This is a genomic window from Actinokineospora sp. NPDC004072 (assembly GCF_053604195.1).
The window spans coordinates 244,863-265,255 of record NZ_JBSGHB010000011.1 but is presented as its reverse complement, the minus strand read 5'-3'; the positions used below and the strand labels follow the sequence as shown (position 1 = coordinate 265,255).

The 20,393-nt window shown below is 69.5% G+C and carries 17 protein-coding genes; 16 read left to right on the top strand and 1 reads right to left on the bottom strand.

Going from position 1 to position 20,393, the window contains the following annotated elements; translation table 11 throughout:
- The first annotated feature begins 11 nt into the window (after positions 1-11).
- The 8 genes from ACWEPX_RS19350 (at position 12) to ACWEPX_RS19315 (ending at position 12,606) form a co-directional block, all read left to right on the top strand.
- Positions 12-569 (top strand): hypothetical protein, encoded by a 558-nt coding sequence (locus tag ACWEPX_RS19350; RefSeq protein ID WP_451898566.1) that lies wholly within the window; start codon positions 12-14, stop codon positions 567-569.
- A gap of 11 nt (positions 570-580) precedes the next feature.
- The gene (locus tag ACWEPX_RS19345; protein ID WP_451898565.1) at positions 581-2,047 is read left to right on the top strand and encodes a hypothetical protein; all 1,467 of its coding nucleotides are present in this window, start codon (positions 581-583) and stop codon (positions 2,045-2,047) included.
- 356 nt (positions 2,048-2,403) lie between these two features.
- Positions 2,404-5,901 (top strand): DNA-directed RNA polymerase subunit beta, encoded by a 3,498-nt coding sequence (gene rpoB / locus ACWEPX_RS19340; protein ID WP_451898564.1) that lies wholly within the window; start codon positions 2,404-2,406, stop codon positions 5,899-5,901.
- An 83-nt stretch (positions 5,902-5,984) separates the two neighbouring features.
- Positions 5,985-9,884 carry a DNA-directed RNA polymerase subunit beta' gene (locus ACWEPX_RS19335; RefSeq protein WP_451898563.1) on the top strand — a complete coding sequence of 1,300 codons (3,900 nt, stop codon included), beginning with the start codon at positions 5,985-5,987 and terminating at the stop codon, positions 9,882-9,884.
- Between the two features lie 210 nt (positions 9,885-10,094).
- Entirely contained in the window at positions 10,095-10,832 is a 738-nt protein-coding gene (locus ACWEPX_RS19330) for a D-Ala-D-Ala carboxypeptidase family metallohydrolase (RefSeq protein ID WP_451898562.1), read from the top strand.
- A gap of 79 nt (positions 10,833-10,911) precedes the next feature.
- On the top strand, positions 10,912-11,262 hold the full coding sequence (locus ACWEPX_RS19325) for a hypothetical protein (protein WP_451898561.1): 351 nt from the start codon (positions 10,912-10,914) through the stop codon (positions 11,260-11,262).
- Positions 11,263-11,509: 247 nt separating this feature from the next.
- Positions 11,510-12,172 carry a WXG100 family type VII secretion target gene (locus ACWEPX_RS19320; RefSeq protein WP_451898560.1) on the top strand — a complete coding sequence of 221 codons (663 nt, stop codon included), beginning with the start codon at positions 11,510-11,512 and terminating at the stop codon, positions 12,170-12,172.
- Complete coding sequence (locus tag ACWEPX_RS19315) at positions 12,169-12,606, top strand: hypothetical protein (protein ID WP_451898559.1); 438 nt, start codon at positions 12,169-12,171, stop codon at positions 12,604-12,606. Before ACWEPX_RS19320 ends, ACWEPX_RS19315 begins: the two co-directional genes overlap by 4 nt.
- A gap of 115 nt (positions 12,607-12,721) precedes the next feature.
- Here the strand turns inward: ACWEPX_RS19315 and ACWEPX_RS19310 are convergent, their stop codons facing one another.
- Entirely contained in the window at positions 12,722-13,258 is a 537-nt protein-coding gene (locus ACWEPX_RS19310; RefSeq protein WP_451898558.1) for a hypothetical protein, read from the bottom strand.
- Between the two features lie 491 nt (positions 13,259-13,749).
- Between ACWEPX_RS19310 and rpsL the strand changes: the two genes are divergently transcribed.
- From rpsL to rplW, 8 genes are all read left to right on the top strand, one after another.
- A complete protein-coding gene (gene rpsL / locus ACWEPX_RS19305; protein ID WP_030473471.1) occupies positions 13,750-14,124 on the top strand; it encodes a 30S ribosomal protein S12 in 375 nt (124 codons plus the stop codon).
- A gap of 1 nt (position 14,125) precedes the next feature.
- Complete coding sequence (rpsG, locus tag ACWEPX_RS19300; RefSeq protein WP_451898557.1) at positions 14,126-14,596, top strand: 30S ribosomal protein S7; 471 nt, start codon at positions 14,126-14,128, stop codon at positions 14,594-14,596.
- A gap of 39 nt (positions 14,597-14,635) precedes the next feature.
- The gene (fusA, locus tag ACWEPX_RS19295) at positions 14,636-16,735 is read left to right on the top strand and encodes an elongation factor G (protein ID WP_451898556.1); all 2,100 of its coding nucleotides are present in this window, start codon (positions 14,636-14,638) and stop codon (positions 16,733-16,735) included.
- Positions 16,736-16,881: 146 nt separating this feature from the next.
- The gene (tuf, locus tag ACWEPX_RS19290; protein ID WP_451898555.1) at positions 16,882-18,075 is read left to right on the top strand and encodes an elongation factor Tu; all 1,194 of its coding nucleotides are present in this window, start codon (positions 16,882-16,884) and stop codon (positions 18,073-18,075) included.
- A gap of 350 nt (positions 18,076-18,425) precedes the next feature.
- A complete protein-coding gene (gene rpsJ, locus ACWEPX_RS19285; RefSeq protein WP_003938093.1) occupies positions 18,426-18,731 on the top strand; it encodes a 30S ribosomal protein S10 in 306 nt (101 codons plus the stop codon).
- 33 nt (positions 18,732-18,764) lie between these two features.
- Positions 18,765-19,415, top strand: coding sequence for a 50S ribosomal protein L3 (gene rplC / locus ACWEPX_RS19280; RefSeq protein ID WP_451898554.1), 651 nt, complete (start codon positions 18,765-18,767; stop codon positions 19,413-19,415).
- A 1-nt stretch (position 19,416) separates the two neighbouring features.
- The gene (gene rplD / locus ACWEPX_RS19275; protein ID WP_451898553.1) at positions 19,417-20,097 is read left to right on the top strand and encodes a 50S ribosomal protein L4; all 681 of its coding nucleotides are present in this window, start codon (positions 19,417-19,419) and stop codon (positions 20,095-20,097) included.
- Positions 20,094-20,393 carry a 50S ribosomal protein L23 gene (gene rplW / locus ACWEPX_RS19270; protein ID WP_189209496.1) on the top strand — a complete coding sequence of 100 codons (300 nt, stop codon included), beginning with the start codon at positions 20,094-20,096 and terminating at the stop codon, positions 20,391-20,393. Before rplD ends, rplW begins: the two co-directional genes overlap by 4 nt.

Genomic DNA, 20,393 nt, shown 5'->3' with positions numbered 1-20,393 from the left:
TCTGGAGCGCCATGACCGAATCCGTCGACCAGGCGGCCGCGCCCGCCAAGCCGGTGTCGCGCCACCCGCTGGTGCTGGCCGCGCTGGCCCTGCTGGTGCTGTGCGCCGGCGCCGCGGTGTGGTTCGGCGTCGCCTGGCTGCGGGCGGCGACCGACGACACCCTCGACGTCGCCCGCGCCCGCGACGACGCCGTGCGCGCGGGCGAGCAGGCGATCATCACCTTCCACACCATGGACTACCGCGACGTCGACGCCAACCTCGACCGCTGGGTCGCCGCGTCGACCGGCGACATGCTGGCCCAGCTCGAACGCGGCCGGGAGAGCGGCAAGGCGGTCATCGCGCAGAGCAAGCGGGTCTCCACGGCCAGCGTCTACAGCACCGCGGTGATCGACCTCAACGAGACCACCGGCACGGCCACGATCATCAGCGCGGTCCACCAGGAGGTCCGCAACGAGGGCGCGGACGCCCCCGTCGACAAGTACCTGCGCGTCCAGGCCGCCCTGCAGCGCGGGGAGGAGGGCTGGAAGCTCTCCGGCCTGACCTACATTCTGCCCACCCCGGCAGGCTGAGAGGAACGCCCGTGCCCACGCCCCCGCGCCGCCGCCCGTCCGCCGCCCCCACCACCCGCCGCCCCCGCGTGGCAGGCCTGCGCAAGCCGCCCCGCCCCGAGCCCGCGCCCGCGACCGAGCACGAGCAGGCACCGCCCCCCGAGACGAGCACTCCCACCTCCCGCCGCGCGCCGCAGACCCCGGACACCCCCGAGCAGACCCCACCCACCCGCACGGTCGAGCACGAGCAGGCTGAAGCGGTCGCCAGCGAGCAGGCGGCCGAGCCCCCGGCCCCCCGCGCGGTGGAGAGCGAGCAGACGGCCGCCTTCGACGCGGACGTCCCGGCGTCCCACCCCCGGGCCCAGAGCCCGGACACCACCGAGGAGACCCCGACCTCGCGCGCGGTCGAGGACGAGCAGGCTGGATCGGCCGTCGGGAAGCAGGCGGCCGCGCCCGGTGCGGGTGGTCCCCGGTCGCAGGCCGTGGGCGCCGCTGACGAGACCCCGACCGCCCGCGAGGGTGCGCAGGCTGGAGCGGCCGCCAGCGAGCAGGCAGCCGCCTCCGGTGCGCGTGTCCCCCGGTCGCAGGCTGCGGGTGCCACTGAGGAGGCCCCGACCGCCCGCCTGGTCGAGGACGAGCGGCTAGCAGCGATCGCCGGTGGGCGGGCGGACGCCGAGGTGAGCGGGCCCGCGTCCCGCCGCGAGCCGCAGGCGGTCCTTGCCGAGGAGACCGCCGGGGGTGACGACGACGCCACGACGGCCGTCGTCACCGACGGGATTGTCACCGCCACGCCCGCGGCAAACAGTGACGAGGATCACGAAGAATCCGTCGCCAGGCGGCCGTCGCCGACCGGCAAGCGGCGGGCCGGGGGGCGGGCGGCGCCTGCGGACCTCGCGGTCGCCGAGCGGTCGGCGGGCGGTCCGACCAGGGCGAAGACGTCGGTCGACCCCGGCAAGCGAGCCGTCAACACCGCCATCGCCGTGGCCGTGGTCGCCCTCCTGCTGGCCGCCGTCGGCCTCTACGCCAAGGGGCAGGCCGACCGGCTGAGCTCGGGGGCGGACCGGGCGAACGCCGCCTTCACCGACCCGGCGGCCACCGCCGAGGTCAAGACCCGGATCAGCACCGCGCTCGAGCGCGCCCTCTCCTACGACTACCGCGACCTCGACCGCACCGCCGCGGCCGTGCGCGAGGTGCTGGCGGGCCGGGCCGTGTGCGAGTACGAGGCCATGTTCGGCCAGCTCAAGGAGCTGGCCCCGGCCCAGAAGCTGGTGCACACCACGATCGTCCGCGAGCTGGGCGTGCGGTCGCTGTCGGCCGACCGGGCCGAGGCGCTGGTGTTCATCGACCAGACCTCCACCCGCGTGGATGAGGCCAAGACCACAGCCAGCGGGGCGCAGCTGGGGGTCACCGCGGAGCGCGTGGACGGGTCGTGGAAGATCACCTCGTTCGACACGTTCAACCAGCCGCTGCCCAACGGCCAGCCTCTCCCGCAGTGCTGACAGCCCGTCCGGGGCAGTGCCGGGCTTGATCCGGCTACCACGGGTGTTTGGGCAGGTCAAGACGTGATCGGCGAACGGCGGGACACTGCTGCAAAAGTGGTTTCGTTGGCGTGGCATCTTGACTGCCGGGGGTGCTGGGTTCAGGCTGTATCCGAGCAGCGACCTCGATCAGGAGGGCCGATTGAGCGCGGGCCTCGACAGTCGCCCTGTCAGTGGCTAGACTGCCCCTTTGCGCTGCCCATTTTCCGCACGCCCTTTGCCGAGAGCTAGGATGTTGGGCACCACGGCACCCTTGACAGTCGCGTGAGCTGTGCTAATGCGGCTGTCGACCGCTCATAGTCCTGGAAGGACGCATCTTGGCAGTCTCCCGCGCGACCAAGGCCACGCTTGCGACCAACTCCACCCAGTCCGAGATTCCGGGAGCCCCGAAGCGGGTCTCGTTCGCGAAGATCCGTGAGCCCCTGGGCACCCCCGACCTGCTGGACCTGCAGATCCAGTCGTTCGAGTGGTTCACCGGCGCCGAGGCGTGGTTCCAGCGCCGCGTCGACGCAGGCGAGGAGAACCCGATCGGTGGGCTGGAGGAGGTCCTCAACGAGATCTCCCCGATCGAGGACTTCTCCGGGTCGATGTCCCTCTCCTTCTCCGACCCGCGCTTCGACGAGGTCAAGGCCTCGGTCGAGGAGTGCAAGGACCGGGACATGACCTACGCGGCGCCGCTGTTCGTCACCGCGGAGTTCACCAACAACACCACCGGCGAGATCAAGAGCCAGACGGTGTTCATGGGCGACTTCCCGGTGATGACGGACAAGGGCACCTTCATCATCAACGGCACCGAGCGTGTCGTGGTCTCCCAGCTGGTCCGCTCGCCCGGCGTCTACTTCGACACCTCGATCGACAAGACGACGGACAAGGACGTCTTCAGCGTCAAGATCATCCCCAGCCGCGGCGCGTGGCTGGAGTTCGACGTCGACAAGCGCGACACCGTCGGCGTGCGCATCGACCGCAAGCGCCGCCAGCCGGTGACCGTGCTGCTCAAGGCCCTGGGCTGGACGACCGAGGCCATCCGCGAGCGCTTCTCCTTCTCCGAGACGCTGCTGGCCACGCTGGAGAAGGACCACACCGCGGGCACCGACGAGGCGCTGCTGGACATCTACCGCAAGCTGCGCCCGGGCGAGCCGCCGACGAAGGAGAGCGCCCAGACCCTCCTGGAGAACCTGTTCTTCAAGGACAAGCGCTACGACCTGGCCAAGGTCGGCCGCTACAAGGTCAACAAGAAGCTCGGCCTGAACGTGCCGATGAGCACCGGCGTGCTCACCGAGGACGACATCGTCACCACGATCGAGTACCTGGTGCGCCTGCACGCGGGCGAGACGACCATGACCTCCGGCAGCGGCGAGGACGCCGTCGAGGTGCCGGTCGAGATCGACGACATCGACCACTTCGGCAACCGCCGCCTGCGCACCGTCGGCGAGCTGATCCAGAACCAGATCCGGGTCGGCCTCTCCCGCATGGAGCGCGTCGTCCGCGAGCGGATGACCACCCAGGACGTCGAGGCGATCACCCCGCAGACCCTGATCAACATCCGGCCGGTCGTGGCCGCGATCAAGGAGTTCTTCGGCACCTCGCAGCTGTCCCAGTTCATGCAGCAGACCAACCCGGTCGACGGCCTGACCCACAAGCGCCGCCTCTCGGCGCTGGGCCCGGGCGGCCTGTCCCGGGAGCGCGCGGGCATGGAGGTCCGCGACGTCCACCACAGCCACTACGGCCGCATGTGCCCGATCGAGACCCCGGAAGGCCCGAACATCGGCCTGATCGGCTCGCTGTCGAGCTACGCGCGGGTCAACCCGTTCGGCTTCATCGAGACGCCCTACCGCAAGGTCGTCGAGGGCCAGGTCACCGACCAGATCGACTACCTGACCGCCGACGAGGAGGACCGGCACGTCATCGCCCAGGCGAACGCGCCGCTGGACGAGCACGGCCACTTCGTCGAGGACCGCGTCCTGGTCCGCAAGAAGGGCGGCGAGGTCGAGCTGATCGAGCCGTTCGACGTCGACTACATGGACGTCTCGCCGCGGCAGATGGTCTCCGTCGCCACCGCGATGATCCCGTTCCTGGAGCACGACGCCGCCAACCGCGCCCTGATGGGCGCCAACATGCAGCGCCAGGCGGTGCCGCTGCTGCGCAGCGAGTCCCCGCTGGTCGGCACCGGCATGGAGCTGCGCGCCGCGGTCGACGCCGGTGACCTGGTCACCGCGGAGAAGGCCGGTGTGGTCGAGGAGGTCTCCGCCGACTTCATCACGGTCATGGCCGACGACGGCACCCGCCGCACCTACGGCCTGCACAAGTTCCGCCGGTCCAACCAGGGCACCTGCATCAACCAGAAGCCCATCGTCAGCGAGGGCCAGCGGGTCGAGGTCGGCCAGGTCATCGCCGACGGGCCGTGCATCGAGAACGGCGAGATGGCCCTGGGCAAGAACCTGCTCGTGGCGATCATGCCGTGGGAGGGCCACAACTACGAGGACGCGATCATCGTCTCGCAGCGCCTGGTGCAGGACGACGTGCTCACCTCGATCCACATCGACGAGCACGAGATCGACGCCCGCGACACCAAGCTGGGCGCCGAGGAGATCACCCGGGACATCCCGAACGTCTCCGAGGAGGTGCTCGCCGACCTCGACGAGCGCGGCATCGTGCGCATCGGCGCCGAGGTCTCCGCTGGTGACATCCTGGTCGGCAAGGTCACCCCGAAGGGCGAGACCGAGCTGACCCCGGAGGAGCGGCTGCTGCGCGCGATCTTCGGCGAGAAGGCCCGCGAGGTGCGCGACACCTCGCTGAAGGTCCCGCACGGCGAGTCCGGCAAGGTCATCGGCATCCGGGTCTTCTCCCGCGAGGACGAGGACGAGCTGCCCCCGGGCGTCAACGAGCTGGTCCGGGTCTACGTCGCCCAGAAGCGCAAGATCCAGGACGGCGACAAGCTCGCGGGCCGCCACGGCAACAAGGGCGTCATCGGCAAGATCCTGCCCGCCGAGGACATGCCCTTCCTCGCCGACGGCACGCCGGTCGACATCATCCTGAACACCCACGGTGTGCCGCGACGGATGAACATCGGCCAGATCCTGGAGCTGCACCTGGGCTGGTGCGCCAAGCAGGGCTGGTCGATCGATCCGGACGCGGAGTGGGCCAAGCAGCTCCCCGAGGACCTCTACGAGGTCGAGCCGAACACCAACACCGCGACCCCGGTGTTCGACGGCGCCAAGGAGCACGAGCTGATGGGCCTGCTCGGGTCCACCCGCCCGAACCGCGACGGCGAGCGCATGGTGCAGCCCGACGGCAAGGCGCAGCTGTTCGACGGCCGCAGCGGGGAGCCGTTCCCGCACCCGGTCGCCGTGGGCTACATGTACATCCTGAAGCTGCTGCACCTGGTCGACGACAAGATCCACGCGCGCTCGACCGGCCCGTACTCGATGATCACCCAGCAGCCGCTGGGTGGTAAGGCGCAGTTCGGCGGCCAGCGCTTCGGCGAGATGGAGTGCTGGGCCATGCAGGCCTACGGCGCGGCCTACACGCTGCAGGAGCTGCTCACGATCAAGTCCGACGACGTGCTCGGCCGGGTCAAGGTCTACGAGGCGATCGTCAAGGGCGAGAACATCCCGGAGCCGGGCATCCCGGAGTCCTTCAAGGTGCTCCTCAAGGAGCTGCAGTCGCTCTGCCTGAACGTGGAGGTGCTGTCCAGCGACGGCGCCGCCATCGAGATGCGCGACAGCGACGACGAGGACCTCGAGCGCGCCGCGGCCAACCTGGGCATCAACCTCTCCCGCAACGAGTCGCCCTCGGTGGACGACGTCGTCAACTGACCCTCGCCGGTCGGGGGCCGCCACGGCCCCCGACCAGCGCCGATTCCCCAAGCCAGAACCCAAGTAGGGGAGAAGGAACCGCCTTGCTGGACGTCAACTTCTTCGACGAGCTCCGCATCGGCCTGGCCACTGCCGACGACATCCGCCAGTGGTCCTACGGCGAGGTGAAGAAGCCCGAGACCATCAACTACCGGACGCTGAAGCCGGAGAAGGATGGTCTGTTCTGCGAGAAGATCTTCGGTCCCACCCGGGACTGGGAGTGCTACTGCGGCAAGTACAAGCGCGTGCGCTTCAAGGGCATCATCTGCGAGCGCTGCGGCGTCGAGGTCACCCGAGCCAAGGTGCGCCGGGAGCGGATGGGCCACATCGAGCTGGCCGCCCCGGTCACCCACATCTGGTACTTCAAGGGTGTGCCGTCGCGGCTGGGCTACCTGCTCGACCTGGCCCCGAAGGACCTCGAGAAGATCATCTACTTCGCCGCGTACGTGATCACCGGGGTGAACACCGAGCTGCGGCACAACGACCTGCCCACGCTGGAGTCCGAGATGGGCGTCGAGCGCAAGCAGGTCGAGAACAAGCGCGACGCCGACATCGAGGCCCGGGCCCAGAAGCTGGAGGCCGACCTGGCCCAGCTGGAGGCCGAGGGCGCCAAGAGCGACGTGCGCCGCAAGGTCAAGGAGGGCGGCGAGCGCGAGATGCGCCAGCTCCGCGACCGGGCCCAGCGCGAGCTGGACCGGCTCGAGGAGATCTGGAGCACCTTCACCAAGCTGGAGCCCAAGCAGCTCATCGCCGACGAGCTGCTCTACCGCGAGCTGATCGACCGCTACGGCGACTACTTCACCGGCGCGATGGGCGCCGAGGCCATCCAGACGCTGCTGCGCGACTTCGACGTCGACGCCGAGGCGGACAGCCTGCGCGAGGTCATCCGCTCGGGCAAGGGCCAGAAGAAGCTGCGCGCGCTCAAGCGGCTCAAGGTCGTGGCCGCCTTCCAGGCGACCCGCAACTCGCCGATGGGCATGGTGCTGGACTGCGTCCCGGTCATCCCGCCGGACCTGCGCCCGATGGTGCAGCTCGACGGTGGCCGCTTCGCGACCTCCGACCTCAACGACCTGTACCGCCGGGTGATCAACCGCAACAACCGGTTGAAGCGGCTGATCGACCTCGGCGCGCCCGAGATCATCGTCAACAACGAGAAGCGGATGCTGCAGGAGGCCGTCGACGCGCTGTTCGACAACGGCCGCCGCGGCAGGCCGGTGACCGGCCCGGGCAACCGCCCGCTCAAGTCGCTGTCCGACCTGCTCAAGGGCAAGCAGGGCCGGTTCCGCCAGAACCTGCTCGGCAAGCGCGTCGACTACTCCGGCCGCTCGGTCATCATCGTCGGCCCGCAGCTGAAGCTGCACCAGTGCGGCCTGCCCAAGGCGATGGCGCTGGAGCTGTTCAAGCCGTTCGTGATGAAGCGGCTCGTCGACCTCAACCACGCGCAGAACATCAAGTCCGCCAAGCGGATGGTGGAGCGCGCCCGGCCCGCGGTGTGGGACGTGCTGGAAGAGGTCATCAACGAGCACCCGGTGCTGCTCAACCGCGCCCCGACCCTGCACCGCCTGGGCATCCAGGCGTTCGAGCCGCAGCTGGTCGAGGGCAAGGCCATCCAGCTGCACCCGCTGGTGTGCGAGGCGTTCAACGCCGACTTCGACGGTGACCAGATGGCGGTGCACCTGCCGCTGTCGGCCGAGGCGCAGGCCGAGGCCCGCATCCTCATGCTGTCCAGCCACAACATCCTGTCGCCGGGCTCGGGCCGCCCGCTGGCGATGCCGCGGCTGGACATGGTCACCGGCATCTACTACCTGACCCGGCTCAAGGAGGACGGCCCCGGCGCAGGCCTGGCCTTCTCCTCCCCGGCCGAGGCGATCATGGCCTACGACCGCGGCACGATCAGCCTGCAGTCGCCGGTCAAGATCCGCATCACCGACCGCACGCCCGGCCCGGGCATGGTCGGCGAGGACTGGACCCCCGGCACGCCGTGGCTGGCCGAGACCACGCTGGGCCGGGTGCTGTTCAACGACCTGCTCCCGGCGGACTACCCGTTCATCAACGAGCTGCTGCCCAAGAAGCGCCAGGCGGCGATCGTGAACGACCTCGCCGAGCGCTACCCGATGGTGGCGGTGGCGCAGACGCTGGACAAGCTCAAGGACGCGGGCTTCTACTACGCGACCCGCTCCGGCGTCACCATCTCGATCTCCGACGTGCTCGTCCCGGAGGCCAAGCAGGGCATCCTGGACGACTACGAGAACAAGGCGGACACGGTCGAGAAGCGCTACCAGCGCGGCCAGCTGTCCCTGGCCGAGCGCAACAGCGAGCTGGTGCAGGTCTGGGCCAAGGCCACCGACGAGGTCGCCCGGGTCATGGAGGAGAACTTCCCCGACGACAACCCGATCCCGATGATCGTCAAGTCGGGCGCGGCGGGCAACATGACCCAGATCCGCCAGCTCGCGGGCATGAACGGCCTGGTCACCAACCCGCGGGGTGAGTTCATCCCGCGGCCGATCAAGGCCAACTTCCGCGAGGGCCTGTCGGTGCTGGAGTACTTCATCGCCACGCACGGCGCCCGCAAGGGTCTGGCCGACACCGCGCTGCGCACCGCCGACTCGGGCTACCTGACCCGCCGTCTGGTGGACGTCTCGCAGGACGTCATCGTGCGCGAGGTCGACTGCGGCACCACCCGCGGCATCGTGATGCCGCTGGGCGTCGTGGGCGCCGACGGCCGGGTGGTGCGCCACCAGCACGTGGAGACCGGCGTGTACGCGCGCTGCGTCGCCGAGGACGTCACCGACGCCGACGGCAACGTGCTGATGAACCGCGCCGACGACCTCGGCGACCCGGCGATCGAGAAGCTGCTGTCGTCGAACGTGCTCAAGGTCAAGGTCCGCTCCGTGCTGACCTGCGAGGCCGCGGTCGGCGTCTGCGCGACCTGCTACGGCCGCTCGATGGCGACCGGCCAGCTGGTCGACATCGGCGAGGCCGTCGGCATCGTCGCCGCGCAGTCCATCGGCGAGCCCGGCACGCAGCTGACCATGCGCACCTTCCACCAGGGCGGTGTGGCCGGGGACGACATCACCACCGGTCTGCCCCGCGTCCAGGAGCTGTTCGAGGCCCGCGTCCCCAAGGGCAAGGCCCCGATCGCCGACACCGACGGCCGCGTGCGCATCGAGGACGGCGACCGCTACTGGAAGATCACGATCATCCCGGACGACGGCTCCGAGGAGATCGTGATGGACAAGCTGTCCAAGCGCCAGCGCCTGGCGCTGACCCCGGACGGCCCGCTCGCCGACGGCGACCACGTGGCGGTCGGCCAGCAGCTGCTGGAGGGCACGCCCGACCCGCACGAGGTGCTGCGCGTCATGGGTCCGCGCGAGGCCCAGCTGCACCTGGTGGACGAGGTCCAGAAGGTGTACCGCGCGCAGGGCGTGTCGATCCACGACAAGCACATCGAGGTCATCGTCCGCCAGATGCTGCGCCGGGTCACCATCCTGGACAGCGGCGCCACGGAGTTCCTGCCCGGCGCGCTGATCGAGCGTGCCGAGTTCGAGTCCGAGAACCGCCGCGTGGTGGCCGCGGGCGGCGAGCCCGCCTCCGGCCGCCCGGTCCTGATGGGCATCACGAAGGCGTCGCTGGCCACCGACTCGTGGCTGTCGGCCGCCTCATTCCAGGAGACGACCCGCGTGCTGACCGACGCGGCCATCAACGGCCGCAGCGACAAGCTCGTGGGCCTGAAGGAGAACGTGATCATCGGCAAGCTGATCCCGGCGGGCACGGGCATCAACAAGTACCGCAACATCCAGGTGCAGCCGACCGAGGAAGCCCGCGTGGCCGCCTACGCCATCCCGAGCTACGACGACGGGTACTACACCCCCGACGTCTTCGGCACGGGCACCGGCGCAGCCGTCCCGCTGGACGACTACGACTTCGGCCGCGACTACCGCTGAGCCCTGGTCGACGGACAGGCCCGCGAGCGCGTGCGCTCGCGGGCCTGTCCCGTTCCCGGCCCCGCCACTGGGGACGTCCGGTGTGGACGGGTCCGTTCGGCCCTGCAAAGTTCGGCCGAACCGGCGATACAGTCGGTGATTGATTGACGACGGCGCGTGCGATGGGACAACCTCTCTCCCGGTGTCATTGTCCCGATCGGGAGGTTTCGCATGACTCGCCGCATTGCCCGCCTCTTATCCGTGGTGCCGGTGGTCCTGGCCACCGTGTTCGCGACGATGGTCCTCACCCCGGCCACGGCCACCGCCGACGGCTGCTACACCTGGGGTCGCACCCTGTCCCAGGGCATGACGGGGGCTGACGTGCGCCAGCTCCAGATCCGCGTGGCCGGCTACCCGGGCTACGGCGGGGTGCTGGCCATCGACGGCTCCTACGGCCCTGCGACCAAGGCCGCCGTCACCCGCTTCCAGCAGGCCTACGGCCTGGCCGCCGACGGCGTGGCTGGCCCCAACACCTTCAACAAGATCTACGCCCTGCAGGACAACGACTGCACGCCGATCAACTTCTCCTACGCCGAGCTGAACACCTGCAACTCCACCTGGTCCGGCGGCGCGGTGTCGGCGGCGACGGCCAAGGCCAACGCGCTGGTGTCGATGTGGAAGCTGCAGGCGCTGCGGCACGCCCTCGGCGACGCGCCCATCCGGGTCACCAGCGGCTTCCGCAGCTACGCCTGCAACAGCGCCGTCGGCGGCTCGGCCAGCAGCAGGCACCTCTACGGCGACGCCGTGGACCTCGGGGTGAGCCCGCACTCGCTGTGCACGCTGGCCAGGCAGGCCCGCAACCACGGCTTCAACGGCATCCTCGGCCCCGGCTACCCCGACCACAACGACCACACCCACGTCGACCACCGGTCCAGCCGGTTCTGGTCGGCGCCCAGCTGCGGGATCTAGCCGAGGTGGCGGCCGCCGGGAACCGCCGCCCGGTGGCCGCCGTCTCACCCGCACGGTCGACAGGCGAAAGGTGGAAGCGGTGGGTCAGTTCAGAGTCGAACCGGACGAATTGCAGGGCTACAGCGAGCTGATGACGCGCAACGCCCAGCACTTCATGACCATCAAGCAGCACGCGGTCACCAAGGGGGGCGACACCGCGGGCTTCACCGGCCTGCTGACGCTGCTGCACCCGGTCGTCACCGGCATCGCCAACCTCTACGGCGAGACCCTGGACTTCGCCAACCGCGTCATGACCAAGGACGCAGGCAGCCTGGTGCAGGCCGCCGAGGGCTACCGCAGGGCCGACACCAGCAACGGCGAGCGGCTGAACCTCATCGAGCAGGGCCTCAACACCCTGCCCGGGGTGACCGTGGCCGGGGGTGGCCGATGACCGCCTACGCCGACGTCGAGGACCCGAGCGCGGCGCTGGCCGCGGCCGCCGAGGACCGCCCGGGCAGGCAGTCGACCAAGGAGCTGATCGAGAAGGCGGGCTGGAAGATCCAGGGCGTCAACTGGATCTACGAGAAGGTCACCGGCGAGAACCTGCTCGACGCGCTGATCAAGCCGCTGCTCGGCGACTTCGAGAAGATCGACGCCAACGCCCACGCCTGGAACCAGTCGGCAAGGCCCTGGACTCGGTGCGCCGCAACCTCGACGCGGGCGCCGACCAGCTCGGCCAGCACTGGGAGGGCGACGCCGCGGGCAGCTTCCGCCGCCGGATGGACACCATGTGGGCCATCGCGATCGAGGCCGACTCCCAGGTCGCGCGCATCATCGGCGACCGGTTCAAGTCGATGGCCAACACCTGCCGCACCGCGTGCGGCCTGGCGCTGACCCTGCTGGACAAGCTGGTCGGCAAGCTGATGGAAGCCATCATGACCGCGGCCATCCCGGTGGTCGGCTGGGGCCGCGCGGTGTGGATGGTCTACGACGCCATCGAGATCGCCGACAGCATCCGCAAGATCATCATCTCCATCCAGACGCTCATCGAGGGCGTCCAGGGCATGGTCGACGGCATCGTCGCCATGGGCACGGCCCTGATGAAGCTCAAGGACGTCCGCGACGTCAACGACCTGCTCGACGTGGTGGACGGCTACCAGGACGGCCAGGAGAAGTTCAACGACGGCAAGTCCGCGGCCAAGTCCGGCGCGATCGGCGTCGGCCTCGGGGCCTGGGGCCTGCGCGGCAACATCAAGGACGCGGGCGGCCGCTACTCGTCGCCGCCGCCGTCGGCCCCGCCGCCGCCCCCGCCTGCCCCGGCGCCCGCCCCGGTCCCGGCGCCGACCGGGGGCGGACGATGACCTTCCCCTACGACCAGGCCCGCCTCGACGCCCTCGTCGCCGAGGTCGACGCCCGCATCGCCGGTGTCGAGCGCACCGCGGCCGAGGCCAGCCGGGCGGGCAACCACGCGCCCGGCCTGTCCGAGAAGGACATCGCCGAGATCGAGCGCGCGGGCTCCCGCCCGGACGCCCCGAAAGCCATGCAGGACCTGGTGAAGCGCATCCGCGAGGGCGAGCTGTCCTGGTCGGACGTCCTCTCCGGCCGCGCGCTGGACGACGAGGGCGTCAAGGCCGCGATGGCGGCCAACCTCGAGGACCTGCGCCAGGCCCACGACGCGATCCGCGAGGGCCAGGACCCCCAGGACATCATCGACGCCCGCGGCACCATCGGCGCCCCCCGGGACGACGACGACCCCGACGGCGGTGGCGGCGGGATCATGCGCGAAGCCTGGTAAACCCGAGCGATGCGGTAGCCGGTGCGCGGCCGATTTGCCCAGCAGGGCAACGGAAGCCACCGGCTACCGCCATTTCGGGCTGGATGTCCTATTAGGTGCCGATGGTGCCACTGGGTCAGTCGGTGCCGGTGTTGGAGACCACGCCGTAGGCCAAGCCCGCGGCGATGGCCAGGGTGCGCACGGGGCCGGTGGTGTGCGGGTGGGGCCAGAGGGTGTCCCGGCGGACCTTGCGGCCGTCGCGGCGGTCCAGGTCGCCGTGGCGGAAGCCCGCGGCGTCGGCGAACGTGCCGAGCGGGTTGCCGTCCGGGTCGGCGAAGGTGATGGGGCGCATCAGCTTGCGGATCATCGTGCCCACCACGCGGCCGTCGGGCCCGGTGACGGTCACCCGGCCCGCCAGCAGGTGGAAGCCCTTGGCGATGCCCAGCACCTCCCGCCCGTCGGGCAGCGTCACCGCCAGGTCGAACGGGGTGCTGCCGGTCAGCTCGGTGACCCGCAGCAGCCCGAGGGGGCCGGGCCGCCTGCGCTCGCGCACCCTGGCCAGCAGGTTCCCCCGCTGGTCGTACACGTCCGCGGCGTAGGCGGTGTTCACCAGGGCCTTGCGGAACCCGCCCGCCTGCTCCACCAGGAGCACGGGCTCGGAGAACAGATCCACATCCGGCAGGCTACGGGAGGGCGGCCCGCGCGCGCGATTACAGCGTGTTACACTGGCGGCCGATCGCGCGTCCGGAAGGGGTGCGACCTGGGCTGAGCGGCGCGGGAATGGCGTGGTCTTCACCACTCCCACCGGCGGTGCGGCGGGGAATCGGTGGCGAAACCGGTTGTGACGGGCGGGGCCTGCGGCTGGTGGGTAGCCCGGTTGGCGGTACCCCCGTTTTGACCCCGTCGGAGCGGGGCGGGTATCTTTGCTACTCGTGCCCGACCTATGTCGGGTCGGTCCGTGTGCCTGTGCTGTGCGGTCCGTCTGGTGACGGCCCTCCTGCCAGTCGCCGGAGGTGCCTTCCGAACCCGCAGGGATCCGTTCTCCTGCCGGGTGCTCCGGGGAAGGTCGGCGACACGCCCGACCTCGGGGTACGGGCGGACATGCAGGAACCCGCTACGCAAACAGGCGCCCAGCCCGGGCGTCGACAGAAAGAAAGCCGGTCTATGCCCACGATCCAGCAGCTGGTCCGCAAGGGCCGCCAGGACAAGGTCGCCAAGCAGAAGACTGCGGCTCTCAAGGGGAGCCCGCAGCGGCGTGGTGTGTGCACTCGCGTCTACACCACGACCCCGAAGAAGCCGAACTCCGCGCTGCGCAAGGTCGCTCGTGTGAAGCTGACCAGCGGCATCGAGGTCACCGCGTACATCCCGGGCGAGGGCCACAACCTCCAGGAGCACTCGATGGTGCTCGTCCGCGGCGGTCGTGTGAAGGACCTGCCGGGCGTTCGCTACAAGATCATCCGTGGCTCGCTGGACACCCAGGGTGTGAAGAACCGCAAGCAGGCGCGCAGCCGCTACGGCGCGAAGAAGGAGAAGAGCTGACATGCCCCGCAAGGGACCGGCCCCGAAGCGGCCGCTCATCTCTGACCCGGTGTACAGCTCGCCGCTGGTCACCCAGCTGATCAACAAGGTCCTCATCGACGGCAAGCGGTCCGTCGCCGAGCGGATCGTCTACGGCGCCCTCGAGGGCGCGCGCGAGAAGACCGGCACCGACCCCGTGGTCACCCTCAAGCGCGCGCTGGACAACGTCCGGCCGACCATCGAGGTGAAGTCCCGCCGCGTCGGCGGCGCCACCTACCAGGTGCCGATCGAGGTCAAGCCGGGCCGCTCCACCACGCTGGCGCTGCGCTGGCTGGTGACCTTCTCCCGGGCGCGCCGCGAGAAGACGATGATCGAGCGCCTGATGAACGAGCTGCTCGACGCCTCCAACGGCCTCGGCGCCAGCGTCAAGCGCCGCGAGGACACGCACAAGATGGCCGAGTCGAACAAGGCCTTCGCTCACTACCGCTGGTAATCACCAGTAGCTGATCTCAGATAGGACAGGGGAACACCCGTGGCACTCGACGTGCTGACCGACCTGGCCAAGGTCCGCAACATCGGGATCATGGCCCACATCGACGCGGGCAAGACGACCACGACCGAGCGGATCCTGTTCTACACCGGGATCAGCTACAAGATGGGCGAGACCCACGACGGCGCCTCGGTCATGGACTGGATGGAGCAGGAGCAGGAGCGGGGGATCACCATCACCTCCGCGGCCACCACCTGCTTCTGGAAAGACCACCAGATCAACATCATCGACACGCCCGGCCACGTCGACTTCACCGTCGAGGTGGAGCGCTCGCTGCGCGTGCTCGACGGCGCCGTCGCGGTGTTCGACGGCAAGGAGGGCGTCGAGCCCCAGTCCGAGCAGGTCTGGCGCCAGGCCACCAAGTACGACGTCCCGCGCATCTGCTTCGTCAACAAGATGGACAAGCTCGGCGCGGACTTCTACTTCACGGTGAAGACCATCTCCGAGCGCCTGGGCGCCAAGCCGCTGCCCATCCAGATCCCGATCGGCTCCGAGTCCGACTTCATCGGCGTCGTCGACCTGGTGCAGATGCGCGCGCTGACCTGGCGCGGCGAGGTCCAGAAGGGCGAGGACTACGCGGTCGAGGAGATCCCGGCCGACCTCGTCGAGAAGGCCCAGGAGTACCGCGAGGCGCTGCTGGAGGCCGTCGCCGAGACCGACGACGAGCTGATGGAGCGCTACCTCGGCGGCGAGGAGCTGACCGTCGACGAGATCAAGGCGGGCATCCGCAAGATCGTCAACGAGGGTGCGGCCTACCCGGTGCTGTGCGGCTCGGCGTTCAAGAACAAGGGCGTGCAGCCCATGCTCGACGCCGTGGTCGACTACCTGCCGTCGCCGCTGGACGTCCCGCCGGTCGAGGGCACGCTGCAGGACGGGGAGACCCCCGCCACCCGCGCCGCCTCCGCCGACGAGCCGTTCTCCGGCCTGGCCTTCAAGATCGCGGTCCACCCCTTCTTCGGCAAGCTGACCTACGTCCGGGTGTACTCGGGCAAGGTCGACTCCGGCGCCCAGGTCATCAACTCGACCAAGGACCGCAAGGAGCGCATCGGGAAGATGTTCCAGATGCACGCCAACAAGGAGAACCCGGTCACCGAGGCGCGCGCGGGCCACATCTACGCGGTCATCGGCCTGAAGGACACGACCACCGGCGACACGCTCTGCGACCCGCAGAACCCGATCGTGCTGGAGTCGATGACCTTCCCCGACCCGGTCATCCAGGTCGCCATCGAGCCCAAGACCAAGGCCGACCAGGAGAAGCTGTCCCTGGCGATCCAGAAGCTGGCCGAGGAGGACCCCACCTTCAAGGTCAACCTCGACGAGGAGACCGGCCAGACGATCATCGCGGGCATGGGCGAGCTCCACCTGGACATCCTGGTGGACCGCATGCGCCGGGAGTTCAAGGTCGAGGCCAACATCGGCCGCCCGCAGGTCGCCTACCGCGAGACGATCCGCCGCACGGTGGAGAAGCTCGAGTACACCCACAAGAAGCAGACGGGTGGCTCGGGCCAGTTCGCCAAGGTGATCATCTCGCTGGAGCCGCTGAACACCCAGGACGGCGCGCTCTACGAGTTCGAGAACAAGGTCACCGGCGGTCGCGTCCCGCGCGAGTACATCCCGTCGGTCGACGCGGGCGCCCAGGACGCCATGCAGTACGGCGTGCTGGCGGGCTACCCGCTCGTCGGGCTCAAGCTGACCCTGCTGGACGGCGCCTACCACGAGGTCGACTCGTCCGAGATGGCCTTCAAGGTCGCGGGCTCGATGGCGCTGAAGGAAGCCGCCCGCAAGGCGGACCCGGCGCTGCTGGAGCCGATGATGGCGGTCGAGGTGACCACGCCCGACGAGTACATGGGCACCGTCACCGGCGACCTGAACTCCCGCCGCGGCCAGATCCAGGCCATGGAGGAGCGCGGCGGCGCCCGCATCGTGAAGGCCCTGGTTCCGCTGTCGGAGATGTTCGGCTACGTCGGCGACCTGCGGTCGAAGACCCAGGGCCGGGCGAACTACTCGATGGTGTTCGACTCCTACGCCGAGGTTCCCACGAACGTGGCGAAGGAGATCATCGCAAAGGCTACGGGGGAGTGACCCACCGGAGCTCCGCACAGTAGTGCGGGCTCTCCGGGGAGCTCCCCGGGGTCCGCACATCGACCCTGATGGACCGCTGGGGGGCGCAGGCGGATAGCGTCTGCGCCCACAGCGGACAAGCAAACCCAGTCCAGGAGGACAGTCCAGTGGCTAAGGCCAAGTTCGAGCGGACCAAGCCGCACGTCAACATCGGCACCATTGGTCACATCGACCATGGCAAGACCACGCTGACCGCGGCGATCTCCAAGGTCCTGCACGACAAGTACCCGGACCTCAACCCCTTCACGCCGTTCGACGAGATCGACAAGGCGCCGGAGGAGAAGCAGCGCGGCATCACCATCTCGATCGCCCACATCGAGTACCAGACCGAGAAGCGCCACTACGCGCACGTCGACTGCCCGGGTCACGCCGACTACGTCAAGAACATGATCACCGGTGCGGCCCAGATGGACGGCGCGATCCTCGTGGTCGCCGCCACCGACGGCCCGATGCCGCAGACCCGCGAGCACGTGCTGCTGGCCCGCCAGGTCGGCGTGCCCTACATCGTCGTCGCCCTGAACAAGGCCGACATGGTCGACGACGAGGAGATCCTGGAGCTCGTCGAGCTCGAGGTGCGCGAGCTGCTGTCCGCCCAGGACTTCCCGGGCGACGACCTGCCGGTCGTGCGCGTCTCCGCGCTCAAGGCCCTGGAGGGCGACGCCGAGTGGGGCGCCCGCCTGCTGGAGCTGATGGACGCGGTCGACGAGAACATCCCGCAGCCCGAGCGCGAGACCGACAAGCCCTTCCTCATGCCCGTCGAGGACGTCTTCACGATCACCGGCCGCGGCACCGTCGCAACCGGCCGCATCGAGCGCGGCGTCATCAACGTCAACGAGGAGGTGGAGATCGTCGGCATCAAGGACAAGGCGCAGAAGACCACCGTCACCGGTGTCGAGATGTTCCGCAAGCTCCTCGACCAGGGCCAGGCGGGCGACAACGTCGGCCTCCTGCTGCGCGGCATCAAGCGCGAGGACATCGAGCGCGGCCAGGTCATCGTGAAGCCGGGCACCACGACCCCGCACACCGAGTTCGAGGCCCAGGTCGTCATCCTGAGCAAGGACGAGGGCGGTCGCCACACCCCGTTCTTCAACAACTACCGCCCGCAGTTCTACTTCCGCACCACCGACGTGACCGGCGTCGTGACCCTCCCCGAGGGCACCGAGATGGTCATGCCGGGCGACAACACCGCGATGTCGGTCAAGCTGATCCAGCCCATCGCGATGGACGAGGGTCTGCGCTTCGCCATCCGCGAGGGTGGCCGGACCGTCGGCGCGGGCCGCGTCACCAAGATCGTCAAGTGACCTGAACCGGGGTGGCCGTCAACACGGCCACCCCGGTTTGGTCTGCCGCACCGCGGTGTGGCATCCTTTATGGGTTGCTCGTTGCGGGGCGGCCGGTAATGCAAGACCACCGGCCGCCCCGGTGCGAGAAGCCGGGGCCGCACGGCCCTTCGAGACCGAATACCCGTCCTGCGGTTCTGCCAAGGGACGCTTCTGTGGAGCCGCCGCGACACGCCCGACCGCGTGGACCGGGGTGAGCAGGGCAGACGGTCTCGGCACCATTGACTTGTGAACAGGGAAGCGGCGCGGCATCGGCCTGGAAGGTGCGGGCCCCCGCCGAGGATCGCAACGAAGAGGAACGGCAAGCCACCATGGCGGGACAAAAGATCCGCATCCGGCTCAAGGCGTACGACCACGAGGCCATCGACGCTTCCGCGCGAAAGATCGTGGAGACCGTGACGCGCACCGGCGCTCGGGTCGTCGGCCCCGTGCCGCTGCCCACCGAGAAGAACGTCTACTGCGTCATCCGCTCGCCGCACAAGTACAAGGACTCGCGCGAGCACTTCGAGATGCGCACGCACAAGCGGCTGATCGACATCCTCGACCCGACGCCCAAGACGGTGGACGCGCTCATGCGCATCGACCTGCCTGCCAGCGTCGACGTCAACATCCAGTAAGCGCGCGCGGCGAGGCGGAGAGTAACGAGAGCCATGTCTGACAGGCAGATGAAGGGAATCCTGGGCACCAAGCTCGGGATGACCCAGGTCTTCGACGAGAACAACCGGATCGTCCCGGTGACCGTCGTGAAGGCCGGACCCAACGTGGTCACCCAGGTCCGCAGCCAGGAGAAGGACGGCTACGCCGCGGTTCAGCTCGCGTTCGGCGCCATCGCGCCGCGCAAGGTGAACAAGCCCGAGCGGGGCCACTTCGACAAGGCCGGGGTCACCCCGCGCCGCTTCCTGGCCGAGCTGCGCACCGCCGACGCGGCCGAGTACACCATCGGCCAGGAGATCACCGCCGAGGTGTTCGAGGCGGGCGCCGTCATCGACGTCACCGGCACCACCAAGGGCAAGGGCACCGCGGGTGTCATGAAGCGCCACGGCTTCAAGGGCCTCGGCGCCTCGCACGGCACCCAGCGCAAGCACCGCTCGCCCGGCTCGATCGGCGGCTGCGCCACCCCGGGCCGCGTGTTCAAGGGCCTGCGCATGGCGGGCCGCATGGGCAACGCCCGGGTGACCACCCAGAACCTGACCGTGCACCAGGTCGACGCCGAGTCCGGCCTGATCCTGCTCAAGGGCGCCGTCCCCGGCCCCAAGGGCGGCCTGGTGTTCCTCAAGACCGCTGCGAAGGGCGGTGCCTGAGATGACCAGCGTCGACATCAAGACGCCGGAAGGCAAGACCGACGGCAGCGTGGAGCTGCCCGCTGAGATCTTCGACGTGACCGCGAACGTCGCGCTGATGCACCAGGTCGTCGTGGCCCAGCAGGCCGCGGCCCGCCAGGGCACCCACGCCACCAAGACCCGCGGCGAGGTCTCCGGCGGCGGCAAGAAGCCGTACCGCCAGAAGGGCACCGGCCGCGCCCGCCAGGGCTCGACCCGGGCGCCGCAGTTCGTCGGCGGTGGCGTCGTGCACGGCCCCCAGCCGCGCGACTACGCCCAGCGGACCCCGAAGAAGATGAAGGCCGCCGCGCTGCGCGGGGCCCTGTCCGACCGGGCCCGCGCAGGCCAGCTGCACATCGTCTCGGCCCTGGTCGACGGGGACACCCCGTCCACCAAGACCGCGCGCAAGCTGCTGGAGTCGGTGACCTCGGCGCGCCGCGTGCTGGTCGTGCTGACCCGCGACGAGGACGTCGCCTGGGTGTCGGTGCGCAACCTGCCGCACGTGCACGTCATCGCGCCCGACCAGCTGAACACCCTGGACGTCCTGGTGAACGACGACATCGTCTTCACCAAGACCGCCTATGACGCATTCCTCGCCGGTCCGGTCAAGGTCGCCAAGGCCAAGGCTTCCTCCGCTGAGGTGAAGTCGGAGGAGGACAAGTGATCCCCGACCCCCGCGACATCGTGCTCGCGCCGGTGATCTCCGAGAAGTCGTACGGTCTCCTGGAGGAGAACAAGTACACCTTCCTGGTGAGCCCGGGCGCCAACAAGACCGAGATCAAGATCGCGATCGAGAAGATCTTCGCGGTCAAGGTGCTGAGCGTGAACACGCTCAACCGCAACGGCAAGCGCAAGCGCACCCGGACCGGTTACGGCAAGCGCAAGGACACCAAGCGCGCGATCGTCACCCTGTCCCCGGAGAGCAAGCCGATCGAGATCTTCGGCGGCCCGGCCGCGTAA